This is a genomic window from Yunchengibacter salinarum (assembly GCF_037658235.1).
Classification (GTDB): domain Bacteria; phylum Pseudomonadota; class Alphaproteobacteria; order Sphingomonadales; family Kordiimonadaceae; genus Yunchengibacter; species Yunchengibacter salinarum.
This window is the reverse complement of sequence record NZ_JBBJLN010000003.1, coordinates 299,589-319,988: the sequence shown is the minus strand read 5'-3', so window position 1 is coordinate 319,988 and position 20,400 is coordinate 299,589. Positions and strand designations below refer to the sequence as shown.

At 62.1% G+C, this 20,400-nt stretch carries 13 protein-coding genes and 2 CRISPR repeat arrays; of the genes, 3 read left to right on the top strand and 10 right to left on the bottom strand.

The genetic code is table 11. The features are described 5' to 3' along the window. Positions 1–13: 13 nt before the first annotated feature. Positions 14–2,578 (bottom strand): glycoside hydrolase family 3 protein, encoded by a 2,565-nt coding sequence (locus WGH93_RS04965; RefSeq protein ID WP_374763752.1) that lies wholly within the window; start codon positions 2,576–2,578, stop codon positions 14–16. 442 nt (positions 2,579–3,020) lie between these two features. On the opposite strand from WGH93_RS04965, the gene WGH93_RS04960 reads away from it, so the two are divergent. Beyond that, on the top strand, positions 3,021–3,857 hold the full coding sequence (locus WGH93_RS04960; protein ID WP_374763751.1) for an IS5 family transposase: 837 nt from the start codon (positions 3,021–3,023) through the stop codon (positions 3,855–3,857). Positions 3,858–3,929: 72 nt separating this feature from the next. Here the strand turns inward: WGH93_RS04960 and WGH93_RS04955 are convergent, their stop codons facing one another. From WGH93_RS04955 to WGH93_RS04945, 3 genes are all read right to left on the bottom strand, one after another. Then, a complete protein-coding gene (locus WGH93_RS04955) occupies positions 3,930–6,590 on the bottom strand; it encodes a calcium-binding protein (RefSeq protein WP_374763750.1) in 2,661 nt (886 codons plus the stop codon). 168 nt (positions 6,591–6,758) lie between these two features. Next, positions 6,759–7,655, bottom strand: coding sequence for a hypothetical protein (locus WGH93_RS04950; protein WP_374763749.1), 897 nt, complete (start codon positions 7,653–7,655; stop codon positions 6,759–6,761). Positions 7,656–7,675: 20 nt separating this feature from the next. Beyond that, positions 7,676–8,116: a phage regulatory CII family protein gene (locus WGH93_RS04945; protein WP_374763748.1), complete on the bottom strand. Its 441-nt coding sequence runs from the start codon at positions 8,114–8,116 to the stop codon at positions 7,676–7,678. A gap of 145 nt (positions 8,117–8,261) precedes the next feature. Between WGH93_RS04945 and WGH93_RS04940 the strand changes: the two genes are divergently transcribed. Then, positions 8,262–9,089, top strand: coding sequence for a Card1-like endonuclease domain-containing protein (locus WGH93_RS04940; protein ID WP_374763747.1), 828 nt, complete (start codon positions 8,262–8,264; stop codon positions 9,087–9,089). 106 nt (positions 9,090–9,195) lie between these two features. Then, positions 9,196–10,512, top strand: coding sequence for a hypothetical protein (locus WGH93_RS04935; RefSeq protein ID WP_374763746.1), 1,317 nt, complete (start codon positions 9,196–9,198; stop codon positions 10,510–10,512). On the opposite strand, the gene cas6 is transcribed toward WGH93_RS04935, so the two are convergent. The 6 genes from cas6 to WGH93_RS04905 all read right to left on the bottom strand — a co-directional run bounded on the left by cas6 (position 10,478) and on the right by WGH93_RS04905 (position 20,400). Continuing rightward, complete coding sequence (gene cas6, locus WGH93_RS04930) at positions 10,478–11,386, bottom strand: CRISPR system precrRNA processing endoribonuclease RAMP protein Cas6 (RefSeq protein WP_374763769.1); 909 nt, start codon at positions 11,384–11,386, stop codon at positions 10,478–10,480. The genes WGH93_RS04935 and cas6 overlap by 35 nt on opposite strands. Further along, positions 11,383–11,664 (bottom strand): CRISPR-associated endonuclease Cas2, encoded by a 282-nt coding sequence (cas2, locus tag WGH93_RS04925; RefSeq protein ID WP_374763745.1) that lies wholly within the window; start codon positions 11,662–11,664, stop codon positions 11,383–11,385. The genes cas6 and cas2 overlap by 4 nt, the downstream gene beginning before the upstream one ends. 299 nt (positions 11,665–11,963) lie before the next feature. Continuing rightward, positions 11,964–12,415: a CRISPR direct-repeat array (repeat unit 39 nt; unit sequence GCTGTGACCCCACAGGGCCACACCAAGGCCATTGATACG). A gap of 27 nt (positions 12,416–12,442) precedes the next feature. Beyond that, the gene (gene cas1, locus WGH93_RS04920; RefSeq protein ID WP_374763744.1) at positions 12,443–14,449 is read right to left on the bottom strand and encodes a CRISPR-associated endonuclease Cas1; all 2,007 of its coding nucleotides are present in this window, start codon (positions 14,447–14,449) and stop codon (positions 12,443–12,445) included. A gap of 178 nt (positions 14,450–14,627) precedes the next feature. After that, positions 14,628–15,147: a CRISPR direct-repeat array (repeat unit 38 nt; unit sequence CCTGACAGCATTCAGGGCAGACCCAAGCCCATTGATAC). Between the two features lie 173 nt (positions 15,148–15,320). Continuing rightward, a complete protein-coding gene (locus tag WGH93_RS04915) occupies positions 15,321–17,534 on the bottom strand; it encodes a hypothetical protein (protein ID WP_374763743.1) in 2,214 nt (737 codons plus the stop codon). Continuing rightward, positions 17,531–18,781 carry an RAMP superfamily CRISPR-associated protein gene (locus WGH93_RS04910; RefSeq protein ID WP_374763742.1) on the bottom strand — a complete coding sequence of 417 codons (1,251 nt, stop codon included), beginning with the start codon at positions 18,779–18,781 and terminating at the stop codon, positions 17,531–17,533. The genes WGH93_RS04915 and WGH93_RS04910 overlap by 4 nt, the downstream gene beginning before the upstream one ends. Beyond that, the gene (locus WGH93_RS04905) at positions 18,778–20,400 is read right to left on the bottom strand and encodes an RAMP superfamily CRISPR-associated protein (RefSeq protein WP_374763741.1); all 1,623 of its coding nucleotides are present in this window, start codon (positions 20,398–20,400) and stop codon (positions 18,778–18,780) included. The genes WGH93_RS04910 and WGH93_RS04905 overlap by 4 nt, the downstream gene beginning before the upstream one ends.

Sequence of the window (20,400 nt, the reverse complement as noted above, 5' to 3'; positions counted from 1 at the left end):
CCTTTGCTTCGGGTCATGAACAGTCCAGCGTCAGCCCCTTGCCGCCCTGCACGGCCCGATCCTGACCCAGGCTGATTTCGACCCGCGCCAGAGACAGGGACAACGGCCCCCGCCCCCTGATCGTGAACACATCGCTGACCGTCCCCAGGTCCGCCCCGGAGCCGAAACAGGCCATGGGGACCGACACACGCCGCCAGCCATCCGATGCCGCCATTTCGGACTGCATCGGCGCCAGCGACAGCCAGTTCCCGCCAACACCCACGGATACGCCATCCACGGCGCCTTCATTCACTTTCAGGAAAAAGCGCAGCGCACCTTCGCGGAACCGGGCGATATCCCGCGCCGGGCCGGATATTTTCATGCGCCCCCGCGTATCGGCCCGCCAGTCAAGCCGAACCGCGTCTTCCTGCACGTCCTTGTCCTCGACGCTGATGGTCATGCTTTTCCCCGGCAGGGAGAAAACCGGCCCGGACTTCATGCCGGACTGCCCCTCGCTTTCCAGAAAAACCGACAGCGCCCCGCTGGCCCGGCCATGATACAGAACCAGATCGTTCGGGCGCCCCTGGCGAACCCCCGGCACATCCACCGGCAGGGTATCGGGCCCGGCGGCTCCATCTTCATAGGACAGCCCGTATCCATATGCGAACAACGGGTCATAGCCCTCCGCGTCATGGTTCAGCGGTGCCTGCAAGGGCGTACCCGGCCAGGAAAAGGACAGCTTTCCGGTGAAGTCATGGCGCGGGCGGCCCGCATCGTCAGCGACCAGCACATCCGCCACCCCGGCACCTTCGGAGCCCGGCAACCAGGCCGCCACAAAGGCATCGGAGGCATTCAGTTCAGGGTTCACCCACATGGGGCGCCCGGACAGAAACACGCTGACCACCGGCACATCCGCCGCCTTCAGCCGCTTCAGCACAGCCAGCGCGCGCTTGTCACCCGGCTGGAATTCCAGCGTTTCCACATCACCCTGGAATTCCGCATAAGGGGGCTCCCCGAAAACCACGACCGCCACATCGGGGGCTTCGTCGAAACGGCCATCACGCGCATGGCGCACACGCCCGCCCGTCGATGCTTCGGCGACGGCCTCACGCAGCCCCTCCAGAATGGTGGTGCCGCCGGGGAAATCCTCGCGCGTGGTGTCCGTGCCCTGCCATGTCACGGTCCAGCCACCGGACTGCCGGCTGAAATCATCCGCGCCATTCCCGGCCACCAGAATATCAAGACCGGGATCAATGGGCAGCACACCGCCCCGATTCTTCAACAGCACCAGGCTTTTTCGCACCGCTTCCCGCGCCAGTGCACGGTGGTCGGGATGGCCCAGCAGCGACCCGTCCGCCGCATGGGGCCGAGTGGACGGCAATCCCTTTTCCCAAAGACCGGCCCGCATCTTGACCCGCAAAATCCGCCGCACCGCGTCGTTCAGGCGGGCCATCGGAATGTCCCCGGCCTTCACCTGCGCCACGGTGTTGTGGAAAAGACTTTTCCAGCTATCCGGCGCCATGAACATGTCCACACCGGCATTCAGCGCGGCGGCACAGGATTCAGCCGTGCATCCCGGCACCTGTCCGTGGCCGTTCCAGTCCCCCACGACGAAGCCGTCAAACCCCATGCGTTTTTTCAGCACATCGGTCAGCAGATAACGGTGCCCGTGCAGCTTGTCGCCGTTCCAGGATGAAAAACTGGCCATGACGGTCTGCACACCCGCCTGAAGGGCCGAGATATAACCAGCCCCGTGAATCGCTCTCAGGGCGGCTTCGCCAAGGCGCGTGTCCCCCTGATCATCGCCTTTGGCCGTGCCACCATCGGCGATGAAGTGCTTGGCCGTGGCGATCACCCGGCTGTCGCCGAGGAAATCGGGCATTCCGGCCTCCCCCTGAAGGCCCGTCACCATGTCATCACCATAAGCCCGCACAAGGGCCGGCACCTCGCCATAGCTTTCATAGGTGCGGCCCCAGCGCACATCCCGCGCCACCGCCAGGGTGGGGGCAAAGGTCCAGTCGATGCCGGTGGCGCGCACCTCCCGCGCGGTAGCGGCCCCGATGCGGCGGATCAGCAGCGGATCGCGCGCCGCGCCCAGCCCCACATTGTGCGGGAACAGCGTCGCCCCCACCACATTGCTGTGCCCGTGCACCGCATCCGTTCCCCACATTATGGGAATACCGACGCCGCCGTCCTCTTCGTCCATGGACGCGGCATAATAGGCGTCGGCAAGGGCGAGCCAATCCGCGGGCGTGGCGTGCTTGTTCCGGTCGGGCATGGACCCGCCGCCATTCAGCACGGAGCCGAGATGATAGGTGCGCACATCTTCCGGCGTCACATGCTGAATTTCACCCTGAAGGGTCTGGCCCACCTTTTCTTCAACGGACATGCGATCGATCAGGGCATCGATGCGCGCCTCCAGCTCAGGGTCTGGCCGCACCGCACTGTTGACCACGGGCCATTGCTCCACCCCATCGGCAGCCCCGTCGTCAGGGTCCGCGGCCACAGCCGCACCGCCCAACACCAGGCCAGCCAACAGCCCCACCACCAGACCCCGCGCCTTGTGCGCACAGGTCAACATCCCGGACATTTCCCGCATAATACCCCTCTCCTTCTGATCCGCGAACCAGTCCGGCGCCCGTCACGGCGCCCTGCTCCCTCAACAACCCTATCCGCGATTCCCTATAAATGAAAGCGCTTACATAAACAAACCGACACAGCGGATGCAAGATGAAACCGCAATGGCGGCGCCCAAAGCCAGTTTACAAAGATTGGGTGATGGCCTGTGACCTCACGAGCACGCCCTCACGCCCCTTCCCCTGCCTCGCACATCTTTGCCTCGCGCCCCGGCCCACCGCCTGGTGTTCTGACGCCCGCGCCCATTGCGCACCGTGCGGAATAGTGGCACGCAAAAGGGGAACAAACTCAGCCCACAAATGGCCTCGAAAAAGGGGCTGGTCACTAAGAGCCAGATTTAAAAGTAATTGAGTGATATCAGAGGGTTGTGATTCAACACTTCTAGCAAGAACGTGGAGGATCGAATGCCCTGGGATGATATCACTCGCAAGCACCATAACCGCGACCATCTTCGTTATCCAACTGATTTGAGCGACCGTGAATGGGCCGTGGTTGCGCCGCTGATCCCTCCCGCCAAATCCGGCGGTCGGCCGCGCAAGACCGACATGCGGGAGGTGATGAACGCGATCCTTTATATCGCGGGCAGCGGCTGTCAGTGGCGGGCACTGCCGAAAGACTTTCCGCCGGCCTCCACGGTGCGGGGCTATTTCTATTGCTGGCGCGATACCGGTCTTTGGCAGACCGTCAACCACATCTTTGTCGCAGCCACGCGAGAACTGGAAGGACGCGACGCCTCTCCAACAGCCGGTGTTATCGACAGCCAGTCGGTTAAAACCACAGAAAGCGGCGGGGTTTCCGGCTATGATGCGGGCAAGAAGATCAAGGGACGCAAGCGCCATATCATTACCGACACGCTCGGCCTGATGCTGTTCGTGCTGGTTCATGCCGCAGATATCCAGGACCGGGACGGTGCGCCCGATCTCCTCAAGGCGATCCGGCACCGCTTCCCCTGGCTGCGCCACGTTTTTGCCGACGGCGGCTACGCAGGCGACAAGCTCCGTTCCGCTTTGGCCGGCTGCGGTGAATGGACCGTTGAAATCATTCGCCGTTCCGATGCTGCCAAAGGTTTCCAAATCCTCCCCCGCCGATGGGTGGTGGAGCGCACCTTCGGATGGTTCGGACGATGCCGCAGGCTGGCAAAGGACTGGGAGAAATCCGTCAAAAGCGCCACCGCATGGGTCACCATCGCCAGCATCAGGGTCATGACACGCAGGCTCGCAACCTATTGTGCCATCTCATGAACTTTTGAGTCGGGCTCTGACACCCGGACGGTTGAACCGTCCGGGCGTACGAATGGCAACGATCTACCGATGTTAGATAACCACATTATCCTGGGTCAGCAGGTCGGCGTTGATATTGGCGATGAAAACTTCATTGCCGCCGCCGGTATCGATCAGGAGCCCGGCGGTATCGCCCCGTTCCACGATGGTGGAGGCATCGATCACGGCCCGCAGATCAGCGAACCCCGCGCTGACATTGGCGAGGTAGAGCACGTCATCGTCAAAGCTGAAATCGGTAATCGTGTCGCTGCCGTGATTGTCGGCGAAGAAGAAATTGTCGCTGCCGGTACCGCCAACCAAGCGGTCATCGCCGGCACCGCCAAACAGGCTGTCATCCCCGGCACCGCCCCTTACGCTATCATTACCGCCTCCGGCAAAGAGATCATCATCCCCGTCCCCGCCAGACAGGCTGTCATCGTCGGAGCCTGCGAAAACCGTATCATTGCCTGCGCCCGCATTGATCACATCCCGGTTCTGAACATTGGCGCCGCGCCCGCCGAAAAAGGTATCGGCCCCGTCGCCGCCCACCAGGGTATCATTGCCCGTGCCGCCGCCAATCACATCATCTCCGGCAGCGCCAAAGACCAGATCATTGCCGTTGCCATTAAAGGTGCGGGTGGCCCCCAGATTGATCAGGCTTTCTTCCCCATTGTCATATTGACCATTATTGTTGACATCGAACCAGGCCCCGCCGATCACCGTATCGTTGCCTGCTCCGCCGAACAGGGTGTCGGCGCCATCGGCCGCAGGCGTCGACTGACCAGACCCGGCAGTGGAAGCATGGTCGCCGACGATCAGGTCCTGCCCGGCACCGCCTGCGATCAGGTCATTGCCGTCCCCACCCGCGAAAAGGTCACTGGAAAGGTCGTCGGGTCCGGCAAATATTTTGTCGTTGCCGTCGCCGCCATAGGCCAGGTCTTCCCCTTCCTGCCCCACCAGCGTATCGTCTCCGCCCAGGCCGCTAAGGGTGTTGTCGGCACTGGAACCGCGCAGCCGGTCCCCAAAGCCCGATCCGCTCAGGTCTTCGATATTGCGCAGCGAATCCCCCTGTGCATCGCCGCGCCGCGCAACCCCGGTGGCCAGATTGACCACCACACCCGCTTCGGAAAGGCCGAAAAGGACCGCGTCGCGCCCCTCCCCGCCATCCAGCGTGTCAGCGCCAGGGCTGGCCATCAGGGCATCATTATCATCGCGCGCCACCTGGCTGTCCGCACCGGACGTACCGACCTGCACATTTTCTTCAAACACACGGGCGCGGATCTCGCTGTCGCTCTCGAAGCCCACGGCAAATCCGCCCCCGTCGAGCGCGGCAATGGATGGGTTGAAAGAGTCCTCAAAAATCTCAGTGCCGATCCGGAATTCCCCGCCCACCGGATTGCCGTTTGCGTCATAGCGTTGCCCGAAGACGGCCCAGTCAAAGTGGTTACCCTGATCGAATGACTGCCAACTGATCAGAAATCCACCATCTTCCAGTGTGGTGATGGCAGGGTTTTCTTGAGCATTTTCTGTGTGCGTATTCACAAAAAAGCTTTTTTGCAGGGTTCCATCCGCCGAGAAAATGCGCGCTGCCACCTCACCACCATGAGACCAAGTGACCACGTAGCGACCATCAGAAAGCCCTGTCACGTCAGGAGAATATTGGTCAGTCGATCCCGCGGCGACGGCCACTTCACCGCCCTGCGCCACACCGCTGGCATTGAAGCGTTGAGCCATGATGTCGTTCTGCCCGGCATCGGAAAAACTGTCCCATGTCACCACAAATCCGCCATCGGACAGCGCCGCCACTTCGGGTGCATCCTGATTGTCGATGGTGGTACTGTTCACCTGAAACTCGCTGCCGACCCGGTCACCGGCAGTATTGAAGACCTGCCCGAAAATCCCGCTTTCGTCCCCGTCCTGCTCGAAAGACTCCCAGGTAACCACATAGCCGCCACCATCCAGCGCCGTGATGGCGGCGTTATATTGATCAGAGGACGTTTCGCTGTTCACCTGAAATTCACCCCCCAGCGGCGCGCCATCCGGGCTGAATCGCTGGGCGAATACACCCGCACCGCTACCATCCTGCGCCGCACTGTCCCAGGTCACCACATAGCTGCCGTCTTCAAGCGTGGTGACATCGGGGCGACTCTGATAGTTGTCGGTTTCGGTATTGACCTGAAACTCGTCCCCGATCGGGCTCCCGCCCGCATCAAACCGCTGGGCAAAAATGCCACCTTCATCGCCGTCCTGACGGTCGGACATCCACACGGCGATGAAGCCGCCGTCCTTAAGCGGGGAAAGCGCCGGGTCATCCTGAGCGAAATCGGTGAAACTGTTGACCCCGAAATCAATGGCTTCTCCAGCCGGCGTGCCGGGGGGCGCCACGGTGATGGAGACAGTGTCAGAAAAAGAGGTTTCCCCGGTCTCGTCCACCACACCGAAATCCAGTTCATCGAAATGGCCACCGGCCCCGTTCGCGGCGGGCGTATAGGTCAGCTTGCCCAGCAGGATATCGTTAAGTGAAATGGAAAAAGAAGACGACGTGATCGGCGCGCCGTCCAGCGCCAGCGTGCCATGATCCGGCAGATCGCGAATACGGATTTCAGTGATCGGGTCGCCGTCAGGGTCGTCAGACCGGAAATCGGAGATGGAAAAGACATAAGGCGTGGAAACCGTGGCGGTAACGTGGCTATCAAAGGAAACGGGGCGAGCCATAATGCGATCCTCCATTGCTGCACAAGGAGACCCATGCTACCCGCGGCGATGCGCGGCCCGCCAACAAAGCAGACGCGAAATTTTGAAATCCAGGATTTGTATTCCGAATAAAAAAAGCCCCCGCGGCTTGGGCCGCAGGGGCTGAGACGGCGCGCAAGCGGAACCGGCTTAGTACAGATCCCGCCTCAGGGGCATGGGCAGCCGCCCCACCTGGAAGGCAAGATCCTGCGCGATTGACCGGTCCAGCCGGAACCGGGCATCCTGCTTTTGCGCCACATCGTCGAACAGGCGGCGCACATTATCCCCCGGAAAAACCGTTGTACTGCGACGCCCGCACGGCGTTTCCGCCCTGAGGTCAGCCCCGGTTCTGAAATCGGCGGATGCCTTGTCCCGCATGGTTTCATCATACACCAGCGCACCGCGGGCGCTCATGGACAGGCGATATCGCAACCGGGCCCGAAATGCCTGCTTGATCAGGGTATAGTGCCCCCGCAACAATTGCTGACATCTGGCCAGATCATCCTTGCGATACTTCTTTGGATAGCGGCTGCTTACCGATTTGCGCGATTTTTCCACCAGATCCACATCGCGGGACAGGCCGGCGAAACGCACTTCAAGGTCCGCCCCGTAAGGATGATCCACAAGCCGCACATGCGGCGGCAGATAGCGCAACAATGCGGCCCGCACCGCATCGCCAAGGCTCCGGTCTCCATCCACATAGACGAACAGCCCCACACTTTCCCGCTTCAGAAAATCGGCATAATAGGCGGGGTAAAGCTCCGCCACGGCATGGGCGGCCACCGGGTCCCCGAACCAAGGAAGGCGATCGAGGCGGGACAGGAAGCGATCATGCTGCTTCGGCGTGGCGGCGAGCGACAGAAAGCGGAAGAAAGGCCGATCCATCAGGGCAGGCTCCTGCGCGAGGCGTGGCAGCCGCGCCGCGAACTCCTCCGCCGAGATGGCCTGCACTTTGTCACTATCCGCCGAGAGATAGGACGCGCCATCACCACACCCCGCCAGCAACAGAACCGATACCAGGGCCAACCGCTTCAAAAGCCACTTCATCAAGGGTCCTTCCGCCACAATCACTGTTCCAGATAGGCGCGCAAACTGGCGAGCGCTTCTTCCGCTTCCTTCACCTCGGTAAGAATGGCGGCCTTGTCCCTGTGGTCGATCCGCTGATCTTCCAGCGCCTTCTGTATGGCGCGGGCGATATCGCCCATGCGTATGGTCCCCTGAAGGGTGCCTTCCTGAACCGTCTCCACCGGGCAGCCCGCATCCATTCGGCGAACGATCATGTGCTCGCTGTCCTCGACAAAATAATCCAGCAACCGGGGGTCTTTCATGGCCAGGAACAAGCGCCTGATCTCCGCCGGGCGGAAATGCACCCTCTGGGACAGCCGGGAATAAAGCACGTCATAGGACAGCCCCGTGGCCTCTGCCACGTCCGTGATGCGCATCCCGTCGCCGCCTGTCAGCAACCGGTGCACATAAGCCGCAAATTCAAATCCGGCATTGCCACTCATTCCCACCTCCCTATTGATACGGCTTTTGATAATGCGATCAGGGTTTGTACAAGATCAATCAAAAGATGGTCTGGTCTTTGAAAGTTCTGCACCATCCGGTTAAGGTGCACACTCACCTTCCTGTCTCGTGAAAGGCTCATCACCCGTGACCGCCGCCCATTACCGCCCCCGCGCCGCTGACGGACACGGCGGCCATATCCGCCACCTTCTGGCCCGGCGCGGCACCCGCCTGGAAGGCAGCCACACGGCACCATGGGCCGCAAGGCAGCGGCTGCCCGTCAGTCGGCTGCTGGGCGATCAGTATGACCGCTTTGACGTGGTGCGCCGCCTGCTCATGTCGGACTGGCGCCGCGGCGTCATCATGGCAATCCTGAACCCGCAATGCACGGCGCTGGTGCAAACGCTGTCCGACAGCGGCCTTCTGACCCTGCGCGGTGGCCGGGCCATGGCATCCACGGCACAGGCCCGGCGATATCTGTCCGGCGGCTGGCTGGAGGAACTATGCTGGGGCAGCCTGCTGGAAGCCGGGGCGGACGATGCGCTCTGCTCCGCCCTTGTCACGCCTTACTCCGGCGGCGGGCAGCGTAATGAACTGGATGTGGTGGCGGCCTGGCGCGGGCGGCTTTTGTTTGTCTCCTGCAAGGCGTTCCGCATCTATGCCCACCACTATCGGCCCGGCAGAATGCCGCTGGACCATGCCGTGGCGACGCTGTCGGAAAAGCGCACCCGATATGGCGCCGCGCACGACCGGGCGCTGTTGCTGAACACGCTTGACTTCTGGGTCGACAAAAAGCTGCGCCCCCGGATCAGGCCGGCAGACCGGCTTGCCAGGCGCGCCGGGATTTCCCTTCTGGGCTTTGAGGGGCTGACACCGCAGACCCTGCCGGACAGGCTTGGCGCGGTGCTGCGCGGCAGCGGAACCGGCGGCATCATTCCGACGCGGGACCGGCAGCCCGGCGCCTGGCTGCGCTGACAAGCGGGGCACCCCCGGCACCTTCAAAGCGGGAGCGCTTTTTTGAGCGCGCCGTGGCTACGAACATCATACCATAGCCGCCCGGTTCGCAAGCAGGAGCAGCCCTATGCACATGCACCCCATCCATGCCGCCGACGACACCCGACCCGGTCACGCGGACGCAAACGGATTCAGCTTCCGGATACGCGACACACACTGGTATTTCGGCTACCCGGATCGCCATATGGGGATCTGGGCCACACAGCCGGACAAGGCGGGCGCGCTGGCCAGCCCCGATATCGGGCCGTTGCTGGGCCCGGACCTGGAGCCCGACATTGATACCGTACTGCACCACCTGGCCGTCGACAGCGCCGTGGACATCCCCGCACACTCGGACCCGGAGCTGACCCGGCTCAAGCCCTGGCTGGCGGAAAAACTGGCCGAATACCTGAACCGGGTTCCCATGAACCTGCGCAAACGGCTGTGCCGGATCAAGCGCGGCCAGTGGCGGCTGATGCATCTGGCCTGCCTGTCCCTTTCATTTCGCCTGCATCTGTTCAGTATCCCATACAAAAGCCTGAAAACCGACCTGCCCGATCAGGTCGCCCTGTTCCGCCCCTTCCCCACCGGCAACCACGCGGCGGACACCATCGCCGCCCTGTTGACCAAAGACCGGATCGGCGACTTCATGAAAGCCCTGAAACCGGGAAGCACCCGTTTTATCCGGGAACGACGCGCGATCTTCGGGCCGACCGGCCTGCCGCCAGAGGGCACCTGGCTGGGCGATCACGTCGCCGCCATGGGCCGGCCCGGCGGACGCTATGGAAAGGTTTTTAGCCGCACCCCCCTGCTTGAAAAGCGCGCCCTGATCGGCGCCCTCGACCTGCCGGACTGGCTGCTGAGCGAGCAACTTTTCCGCCTGTTGCGGGAAGACCCCTTCGCCCACGGTGCCCTCAGCGTGACGGACTTTTCCGAGCGCGCCTTCCCCCCCGATAAAAGGCGCGATGTGCGCATGGCGATGGCGCAGGCCGTGGATCGCGGCACGCCGCTTCGTTTTCTGGAGCAAATGGGGCGCTACACCCCCATGGCTCAACACAGCCTTCAAGACGGCGCGGGCATCATCTTCGTGCGGGACCGGAAGTCCCTTCGCGCCCTGGGGCGCGCTATGCGCAACTGCCTGCGCCACGGCCCCTGCGGACCGCCCGGCGTGCCCGCCGCCTATTTCCGGCTGGATGGAACCATCCTGCCCAATGGCACACACCAGCCGCCCCGTGTGGGCGAACTGTTGGCCGAGCAGGCGGGCTGGAAGGTCCGGCAGCTTTTCGGGCCGGGAAACAGGCCGATTTCACAGCGCGGCGTGGAAGACGTGCTGACCCGGCTAAAAGAATCCAATCCCGGCGTAACCTTTGTCATGCGCCGCCGGGCGCCCGCTCTCGACCAATAAACCCGCCAAGCTCGAAACGGCCAAAGCCGAACACAGTCTGACCGCCCACATGGCAGGTCTCGGCCAGCGGCAGGATGATGCGCGCCACATCCGGCAACCCCTCCAGCGCCAGGGTTCCGATCATGCCTTTTTGAACAATCGGCTGATCCCCCTGCCGCAGGCTGTAGCGGGTCCAGCTTATGGGGGTCATGCGTTCGGCCCGAACAATGGGCGGTGCCGCTTTCAGCGCCGCCACCGCGGCTGCGGTATCCAGCGCCATATCCTGCCAGCGCGCCAACCCGGCAAGCCGGTTCAGCATATTCAGCAACAGCCGGTCGAGCGAGCCCGCCATCGCGCCCGTCCGGGTGACACACAGGGGCGTGCGAAACACCAGCACCGCCGAAGACAGCGGCGCCGATACGGGCCGAACATGGGTGATCGGGTCCGAATAGGCATCCAGCACCTCATAGGCCACCCGCTGGCGGCCATTTTCCCGCAGGGGCAGCCCCCCGGCAAGCGCACGCATGGCCAGGTCGGCCAGAAAGTCGGTGAACACCATGGCTTCCCCGAACAGACGCAGGCGAAACCGCACCCGCGTGCCGTCGTCATCCACCTGCACAAGGGCGGGCTTGGGAATGGGCTGATTGCCGTGATACTGGCCGAGCGTATCGAACAGCGCCGCCCGCAGCAGCGCCGCGCCCGGCGCGCCCCCGTCAGCGGCGGCATGGACCTGTCGGCCCAGCGCCCCGCGAAACGCCCCCGGCAGCCAGGGGCCTGTTTCCAGCGCATCGGGGCGTGCGGTTTCAACCGTCAGCGTGGCATGGCGCCACAGATCGCCCAGCACCGCCGGGGACACAGCGTCCGCCGGGGTGTGCAGAAAGGCGAAATCCCTCATAACAGCCAATAGGCCGCCGCCTGCGGGGCGGGCGGCAGGCCGTGCGCGGCGCACCCGCCAAAGGCCGAGGCCGGCACCCGATACCGACGGATGGACTCCGCCGCCGGTGTCAGCGCGACCAGATCAGCCATCAGGCGATCCGCCTGCTGGCGGCTGCCATAAAATTCAAACACGCTGGCCTGAACGCGCATGGCCACTTCCTCCAGCGCTTCGGCCACCTTGCGCCGCACCCGATCATCGGAAATATCATAGGCAAAAAGCCAAAGCCCGCCACTCATGCCCCTGCCCCAGCCAAACCCGAACCCGTAAAATCCGCCGCCATAAACCGCCCCTGTCAGTAAAAAACCGGTTTCGCCAGAATAAACGCGGCCCCGGCGCATCGCCAATCCTTTCTTCCCGCCCAGCCATACCCGATTGCGAACCCTGTGGATTTTATGTAATATACTAAAATTATTGATATAAATTGCGGATCATGGCGCTTGATTTGAAAATTCATATCGTTATATGGATATTTTTCTTGGACCCCGTGGATAAGCCAGAATAACAAGCGTGTTGACATAGCGGATACAGAGGGTAGGCTGTGACCCCACAGGGCCACACCAAGGCCATTGATACTAGTTCACGCCGCCTGGCGCTGGCTTGTGTGCTGTGACCCCACAGGGCCACACCAAGGCCATTGATACGAGCAACTCCACGGGGTTGTGTGGAGACTTGCTGTGACCCCACAGGGCCACACCAAGGCCATTGATACGTCTGCCTCTTTTGTTCTGTGCTGGAGGAGGGGCTGTGACCCCACAGGGCCACACCAAGGCCATTGATACGCGCAGGGCATTTTCCAATGCAAACTCACTGCTGTGACCCCACAGGGCCACACCAAGGCCATTGATACGAGATGGCGAACGCATCGCCGTACAGACCGTGCTGTGACCCCACAGGGCCACACCAAGGCCATTGATACTTGCCCGACCCGAATTTCCTCCCAGATTCGAGGCTGTGACCCCACAGGGCCACACCAAGGCCATTGGCGGGATGGGTGCGGCGGTCGGGGTGGCGGGATCAATAGTCCATGGCGTAGGGGGTATAGGTGTCCCCGTTGGCGACGGCGCGGGCGAACCGGCTGACCTGATCGGCCATCAGGGTGCGCCACGGGCCCCGGCGGCCTGTTTCCGGGCTGACCACGGGGCGGTCCAGCCAGTCTTCATAGCCGCGGATCAGGCGTTTCGCGCCTTCGGGGAACAGGCGTACCGCGCCGCCCTCGCCCGGTGCGAAATGGGCCAGATCCAGCAGCCGGTTCATGATCAGATAAACGGCCAGCCCTTCCACCAGCGGGGCGCGAAATTCCTCCATCAGATCCAGCGCCAGATTGGGCCGCCCGTCCTGTACCGCATGCAGCGGCGACAGGCCCGGATGCAGGCCGCGGCGCAGGATCAGCACCCCCATATCGCGCGCCAGCAGCGAGGCCGCGAAATTGAGAATGCCATCCAGCGGATCATCGGCGGGCGCGCGGCGGCGGCGGCCATCGGTCCACCCTTCCGGCAGGGCGCGGGCCATGGCGGGCCAATAGAGGGCGGCGGCCTCCCCCTCCACCCCCATGGCGGCCTCCACATTGTCGGCAAGCGGCAATTTGCGGATCAGGCGGCCAATGCGACGGGCGCTCTCCTTGATGCTTTCCTGCTTTCGGGGCCGGTTCCAGCGATATAGCTGCGCCCGCTGATTGTGCAGCCGCCCGGCCACCAGGCTGCGCACCAGCACCATGCGGCGGGCGGGGTTCAGCACCGCTTCCGCCTGTGCCAGATGCAGGCGGTGGCGCTCCGCCTCCGCCACGGGGGGCGCCAGGCGGGCTTCCGGCTGGCCGTGGCCATTGGTGAAGGTGATTTCCGCCCCGTCGGCGGCGGCGAGGCGCAGGGCCTCTGGCGTTGCGTCCACATCCGGCCCCAGTTCCACGCGCCCGGCCCCGCCCGGCGGCAGGGTCAGCACCGCGCGGCGGCGGCCGCGTTCGTCCCCCGGCCCTTCCACCGCCAGCCCCGCCCCATGCACCGCCAGCCGGTGGCCTTTTTCAAGGATATATAGCGGCCTGAAGGGGGACGGGGCCTGATGGGGGGCATCCTCCGCGCTGTTCGCCGACGCCTGCGCCAAAGGCCGGGCGGGTTGCGGGGGATCGGGCGGCGGCAGGTCATCCGGGGCCGGATCGCCCAGCGCGGGGGACGGGGGCAGATCGTCCGGTGCCTTGGATTCCAGCACGATGGAGCGCACGAACAAATGCCCCAGAAAGCGAAATCCGGTTTCGAAATCCACCAGCCGGGTTTTCTCCGGGTCCAGCCGCAGCCCCTCGGCGGCCAACAGATCGGTGATGCGGCGCAGGCCCGCTTGCGCCCGTTTCGGGGTGCGGCAGAGCAGCACGAAATCATCGGCAAAGCGCACCAGACGCACCCCCGCCCCTTCGATCGCTTCATCCACATCATCCAGATACAGATTGGCCAGCAGCGGCGAAAGGGGGCTGCCCTGTGGCACGCCGATGTCCGCGCCCTCGGTGGCGGTGGTCAGCATGTCTGCCACCAGTGCCAACAGGCGCGGATCAGGCACGGTGCGTTCCAGCCGGGCCAGCAGACGGGCATGGGGAATGGTATCGAAATAATCGTCAATATCGGCTTCCACCACATGGCGATAACCGGCCTTGTGATACATGCGGATGCGGGCCACCGCCTGCCGCACGCCGCGACCGGGGCGATAGGCGAAGCTGGCGTCCTCCATCTCCGGGTCCAGCACGGGGGTGAGAGTTTGCGCCATGGCGGTCTGCACCACCCGATCCCGCACGGTGGGAATGGCCAGCCGCCGCATGCCGCCGCGCTTTTTGGGAATGCGGATCAGCTTCAGCGGATCGGGGCGGTACGTGCCGCGCACCAATTGGCGGTGAAGCCGGGCCAGATGCCGGTCCACCGCCTGCTCGAACAGCGCGGTGGTCATGCCATCCAACCCGGGGCCACCCCCATTGCCCCGCACCTTCAACCAGGCCGCGCCGAGCCTGTCCAACGTGCACACGTCCCCAAACAAAGACCCATCCATGCCACCCGCCCCCGATTGCGAACCCCGTGGATTTTTGATAATATATTGGAGATAAAGTAAAAAATGAAGAAATATATGAAATATTCCTGTAAAATATCTGAAAATACCCAGGTTGCAGGCTTACCCCGTGGATTCCACCGGAAATCAAAAGCCTTGACAGAGAAGATACAGAGGGTAGCCTGACAGCATTCAGGGCAAACCCAAGCCCATTGATACGCGGCGATGCGGCGGGCGGTCCGCACCCACCCTGACAGCATTCAGGGCAAACCCAAGCCCATTGATACGGTGCCGACCCAGACGGGCTGAATGCCCGTCCTGACAGCATTCAGGGCAGACCCAAGCCCATTGATACTGTGGCGCTGGTCTTTAGAGGCCATCTCGCGGCCTGACAGCATTCAGGGCAGACCCAAGCCCATTGATACATGCTGTGCCAAGACACGGCAGGCTTTTGCCCTGACAGCATTCAGGGCAGACCCAAGCCCATTGATACGACGCTGGCGGCGTTTTCGCCCAGCGAATCGACCTGACAGCATTCAGGGCAGACCCAAGCCCATTGATACCCAGCCGCTTTTCCTTTTTGCCCTTGCGCTCCCTGACAGCATTCAGGGCAGACCCAAGCCCATTGATACGGTTCGCCAGCCCAAAAGCTGCCCCACCATACCTGACAGCATTCAGGGCAGACCCAAGCCCATTGATACTGGATTTCGACGGCGATTCTGACTTTTTTCGGCTGACAGCATTCAGGGCAAACCGATACCCCGCCCCCTTATGAACACATAAAAGCCCCGCCGCCCGGACCAAATAACCGGGCGGCGGGGCTTTCTTTTTGGTAGTTCGAGGTGCGGATGCGACAGACTACGGCTTCTATCGCTCAGGAATGGTCGTCCGTTTCCTCATAGTCTGGCAAGGGCGCGTTATTGGACCAGTTGGAAAATTCCGTCAAAGACGCCTGTTTCAACTGCCCGGACATTGCCGCACCCGTGCCCATATGCGCGGCCGCCCGCAGAACCTTGACGGCTGGTGTGTTGGCGAGATCTGTATTGTTGAGTTTGCTCTTCATATAGTCCTCAAAGCCATTTAAGGCAGACTGCAACACGGTATCCACAGCCGCTGTCTCGGCCCCCCGCTCGCCCATCAAAGCCAGCCATGTGCCTTGCCCTTCCAGCCTTGGCTTGATCGCGCCATAGCCATAAGCTCTGGCGCGGCCAATGGAATGGCAGTACCGGCCCGTGCCATTTTCAAGACCGGCGAGAGACCCGAACGTAAGGGCCCAGACAAGGGCACCAAGTTCGATTTGGGTTAGGTTCTTGAACCGAATGGTCTGCTGAAAGCATGTCCCCTCAGGCAGGAAGGCAAGCGCAGTATCCCGCCTCGGTCTCGGGGTTTGATCGTCAACCGTGGTCAAGGGGCCATTATTTTCCGCCGGTTTCACCGGATAGCGTTTCCGCCCCGCAATGCGGGCGTGTGGGCTGTCATAGCCCCTCTGTCCGCCCCCGCGCGCGCTCGCATCCAGATAAAACGCCGAATAAGATGCGCGGGGCGCGTTAAAGGTGCCCCAGGTTTGCGCGGGCTGCACATTATCCACCTTTGGTCCCATGGCAAAACCCATTTCCACCCGGCTTCTCAGGGCGCGGCGATCATCAGCGCCGGTTTCCTTGGCACCGGATTCCGTATCTTCTACCGCGCCGAACAGCGCCTTGGCAAAATCCCAACCGCCGGGTTCATCAAAGCGGGGAATGCTGTAAGTTGCGGCATCCGCCCCTTCGCCGGTTTCGCCCTGATGGGTGCGCGCCAAAACCTGAGACAGGGTGTGGCGGTACGGCTTGCGGATGATCGGGCTGAAATCAATATAAATGCCACACTCACGCGCGCTTTTGGCATCGGCCAGGTCGGTCAACTGCACATGTCCCGGCTTATAGTAGAATACCGGGATTCCGTACCCAGGATAGGGATGCTTCAGACCATTATCGCGGACCTTTCGGGCCAGGGGAAACTTTTTGTCGTCATTGACAACGGGATGCCCAAGAAGCGCCATCCAGAATTCCCACTGGGTGATGTTGCCCTCACCGGACAGGCTCGCCCGCACATTGGCATCACCCATAACCCGGTGGATTTCGTTCATATATGCATTTGACACCGCATGAGACTGCCCCGGTTCCGAGAAATTATATTCATGCTTCTTGCCAGGTTCATCAAAATAGCCGGTAAAAACCAGCTTATCCAGATCGCTGAAATCCGGCCCGTCAGCGGGTTGATCCTGACCGGCGCGCACCCGCTTAATCGCGGCCAAGATTTCTTCCCGCGAGGCCGGGGCCAATGAAGGGGCCAGCATGGCACTCACGTCCATGCCCCTGTTCACCATGTTTCTAACGGCCTCGGCCTGAAGTGCGCTAGCAACTCTGGCATCAAGATCGCCGCCGGAAGCCCGGCTTGCCGCACCCGCTTTCTGAAGCAGCGAATATTTCAGATCAATGGTCAGCTCGCGCCAGGCATCCACATTTCCAGGGACGCCTTCAATGTCCTTGTGCCTCAGATAGGTCAGAATGCGATCTATATGGACCTTACGCTTCGTATGGTTACGGCGGGTCGCCACCAGTTCATTGCCCAATCGATCGTTATTCTTTACCGGCGCCAGGGCCCAGCCGCGCTCCTGCGACCAGGAGAGCCAGCCGCACCGGGCCTCTGTCAATTTGATTTCATATGTAGCTATATTATTGCCTCTTTGTGAGGGAATAGTGCGCCAGGCATATTGCTCGTCCCGATCCGGCTTGGCCGCGCTGACCATGCCCAGATGAGCATGGCAGGCGATTTCACTGACGGAGCGCAACATCCCCTTGAGGCTGCTGCCCGGTAGGCAATAGCGCCCACCCACCTGAACCGGCAGCACCAAGGGCAGGCCGTTCTCGTCTTTCTGATCGCCAGCGGCGCCGCCGACACAGACCGGGGTTTGCGCAATCCAGCTAAGAGACAACACCCCCGAATAGGTGCCCTGGCGCGGGGTACCCACATCAATCTGATCGTAAGACTGGTCCGGCGCCACAACGTTTTGCGCGACCGGCGCGAAGCGATAGGGGGCGTGGGTCATTGTTTGTCTCCTGTGTCGCTATGGACCTTGGCATTGAACCAGCCGAAACCGGTGGTGGTGCCGTGGCCGAGGCGGAGGCCGTCTTGTGCGATGGCTTTAAGGCCGGCTTCAAGGGCGGCTGTGTCGCCGTCAGCGGCGCGGCGCTCATCCAGGCGGAGGCGGACCTCAAAGCCCACATTGCAATGGGCCTCAACTTTATACAGGTTTCCATCCACCGTGCCTTGGGTGAAGCGGTCTATGGTCACCCCGGCGAGTTCGACGGGCTTGGCGTGGTGTTCATCCTTCAAAGGCGTGATTTCGAACTGCAACAAGCCGCGAAAGCCGGTAATTCCGAACAGCCGCTCTATGGGGCTGAGATTGGACGCCTCACTGGCGGCAGACAGGATGCGGTCCCGGTCATCGTCGCCGTTGCAGGTTGCATCCAGCGACAGGTGCCAGTGGAACGCCTGGCGAAGCGCGCCCTTGAAACTGCTGGGCGGCAGGGCGGGATAACCGTCCGCAATGAGGGGTTTGAGGGTGTTTTTCTTTTCTTCGGCTTGCCCTTGCGCGTCGTCCTTATGTGCGGTCTGGTCCAGCGTGATATAGGGGCCTTCGCAGTGCAGGATGAGCGTGTGGAGGGGGGTGTCGCCCCTCTTGGTATTTGAAGCACGCTCCTTTATCCCTTCGACGGTAACGAGGGAAAGATGCCCCATGCCCTGACCGGTTTTGCGCCCGATCCTGAGGCCGTGCTCCCTGAGGCTGAAGATGAGGTTCTTCACTTTGGATTGCGTGTCTTCGTCGTTAGCCCAAAGGGTGAGCGTGGTGGTGAATTTGACACCGGCGGGCACCCATTTATCGGCATAGAGCTTCTTGTCTTCCGCCGCGCCGGTGCGCCGGTCGATCCGCACATGGGGGGTATCGTCCAGAACGGGCGTATCATTCCCATTCATGACCAGGGGGCCGACCCAGAGCGCACCGGCGGTGATTTTTGTCTCCTCCTCCGTCTCGTCAGCGTTGGTTTCTCCCTTCTCCGCCTTGCCGAACAGGGCATCCCGGTCGCCATCCGCAAGAGCGCCCAATGCGCCCTTCAGGGTGGCGCCTGAAATCCAGGGATTGCCCTTGGCATCCTTCAATATGCCCGCGGATGTGACCTGATCCGCCTTGTTCTCATCCTTGGCGAACAGGTGCAGAATGGCCGGATCATCCCCGCCTACATGAAGGGGGGTTTCGGTTTTCAGGGTCAGCGTGATGGTGGTTGGCTGTTTCATGCTGCGCCCCCCTGCTTTGCGGGCCGAATATAAATTTCGCCATATCCCACCCGGCGGCCAAACGGCATGGTTCTCCAGTCCTCCTTGATCGCGGGCGGAAGGCCGCGGACAAGCGCTTCTTTCAGGTAATGGCCCTCGCCGGGCTCAATGAGGAAGGTGCTGCCCGCGCTGGTCAAAAGCCAGGGGTGGTAGCCTTGGACTGGCAGAGGGTAGCGGGATGCCAGCGCACCCCCCGCCCAATGCTGAGCCGCGCGGAAATCCTTGAGCGTGCAGCCGAGAGTTTCCCAATATTTCGCATACACATCCCAGAGCCATTGGCCGGGGTTCTTACTTTTCTTGAAAGCCTGCACATCATCAGCGGTGTGGAGGCAGGCGGGCGTCTGCAATGTAACGGCGAGGCATTCGCCCTCAGGCAGGTCCACAGTTTCGGCCTCTTCTGCGGTCACCGCCAGCATGGCGGATGTGCGGCCGACCGGGTACAGGCCTTGACCCAGAACCTTTTTCAAGCGGTCTCTATCATCGGGTTTGCAATCCCCCGGCAATGAAAGGTGCGCGACCCATTTATGCGAGCCCGGCACAATGCATTTAAGAGCGTAAAGCGCGCCCTCTTCGGCTGTGAAGGTGCCCTCTGTGATGCTGGTATGAACCCGGTATTCGTGTCGCAAATCGGCATCTGACCGGAAGTCTTCCGGTATTTCTTCCCAGTCTCCATCCTTGAAATCGGCCTGATAAAAGAACAGCGGGTCTTTGAGGTCGGACACATCATCGGTGAAAATATCGCGGAATTCGGGGCGACCATCCGGCTCCGCCTTGACCAGAGACAGCGGGGGCGTTTTGGGGCGCGGCCCGGTATTGACCGGAAAAGCGTGACTGATGCGAATGCTGTCGATCAGGGCGTCATAATCCTTCTCACCCGCGCGTTTGAAACCGGCGGCCAGGGCCGCTTTCAGCGCCGCACCGGGGATTGCCTCGCTGCCCTCAATCACATTTTCCGATGGCCGCGTGGCATTCACGAGGAAAGGCCGATCCGGCGTGCATGTTAGCTGCCACTCGGTCCCGTCCAGAGGGGCCTGCACAGGCTCGGCAAACTTGACACTCGCCTTCTGAATCCGCCCGAAGCCGACCGATTTCATGGCCCCGATGGCGTGGGCCGCTTTCAGGCTGCGCTCTACGGCCTGCGTGATATCCTGTTGCCGCCCCTCTTCTGCGTCCAGATAGGCCGTGCCCTTGAAGGTCACGTTGGTCTCAGGCAGGAAGGGGCTGTCGATCACCAGCATATGGCCGGTTTCGACCGCTCCCGTTCCTTCATCAATCCTGATGCGGGTCATCTGGGCGACGGCTTCGGGCTCCGGCGTTTCGCATATCAGATCATCGAAGACCAGCCGACCACGCTGAGGGTCCCAACTCCCCTTAGCCGAGGACTTGCCGAAAAGAGCATCCCGATCCCCAGCCTGATAAAAGTGCCGGGCGACCCCCTTCACCTGGCTACCCGGCAGGATCAACACCCCATCCGCATTGCGGATGGAAGCGGCATCCAGCCCGTATCGGGGATTGGCTTCCGCCGCGAACAGGAAGGGCGCCTTGACCGTGATCGTCACATCGAGCTTAAAAAGCGGCAT

Excerpts from the sequence above, each read along its gene's own strand:
- WGH93_RS04910 (WP_374763742.1), bottom strand. The coding sequence starts at position 18,781 with ATGAAACAGCCAACCACCATCACGCTGACCCTGAAAACCGAAACCCCC.
- WGH93_RS04965 (WP_374763752.1), bottom strand. The coding sequence starts at position 2,578 with ATGCGGGAAATGTCCGGGATGTTGACCTGTGCGCACAAGGCGCGGGGT.
- WGH93_RS04960 (WP_374763751.1), top strand. The coding sequence starts at position 3,021 with ATGCCCTGGGATGATATCACTCGCAAGCACCATAACCGCGACCATCTT.
- WGH93_RS04955 (WP_374763750.1), bottom strand. The coding sequence starts at position 6,590 with ATGGCTCGCCCCGTTTCCTTTGATAGCCACGTTACCGCCACGGTTTCC.
- WGH93_RS04950 (WP_374763749.1), bottom strand. The coding sequence starts at position 7,655 with ATGAAGTGGCTTTTGAAGCGGTTGGCCCTGGTATCGGTTCTGTTGCTG.
- cas1 (WP_374763744.1), bottom strand. The coding sequence starts at position 14,449 with ATGGATGGGTCTTTGTTTGGGGACGTGTGCACGTTGGACAGGCTCGGC.
- WGH93_RS04905 (WP_374763741.1), bottom strand. The coding sequence starts at position 20,400 with ATGCCGCTTTTTAAGCTCGATGTGACGATCACGGTCAAGGCGCCCTTC.
- WGH93_RS04945 (WP_374763748.1), bottom strand. The coding sequence starts at position 8,116 with ATGAGTGGCAATGCCGGATTTGAATTTGCGGCTTATGTGCACCGGTTG.
- WGH93_RS04935 (WP_374763746.1), top strand. The coding sequence starts at position 9,196 with ATGCACATGCACCCCATCCATGCCGCCGACGACACCCGACCCGGTCAC.
- cas2 (WP_374763745.1), bottom strand. The coding sequence starts at position 11,664 with ATGAGTGGCGGGCTTTGGCTTTTTGCCTATGATATTTCCGATGATCGG.
- cas6 (WP_374763769.1), bottom strand. The coding sequence starts at position 11,386 with ATGAGGGATTTCGCCTTTCTGCACACCCCGGCGGACGCTGTGTCCCCG.
- WGH93_RS04915 (WP_374763743.1), bottom strand. The coding sequence starts at position 17,534 with ATGACCCACGCCCCCTATCGCTTCGCGCCGGTCGCGCAAAACGTTGTG.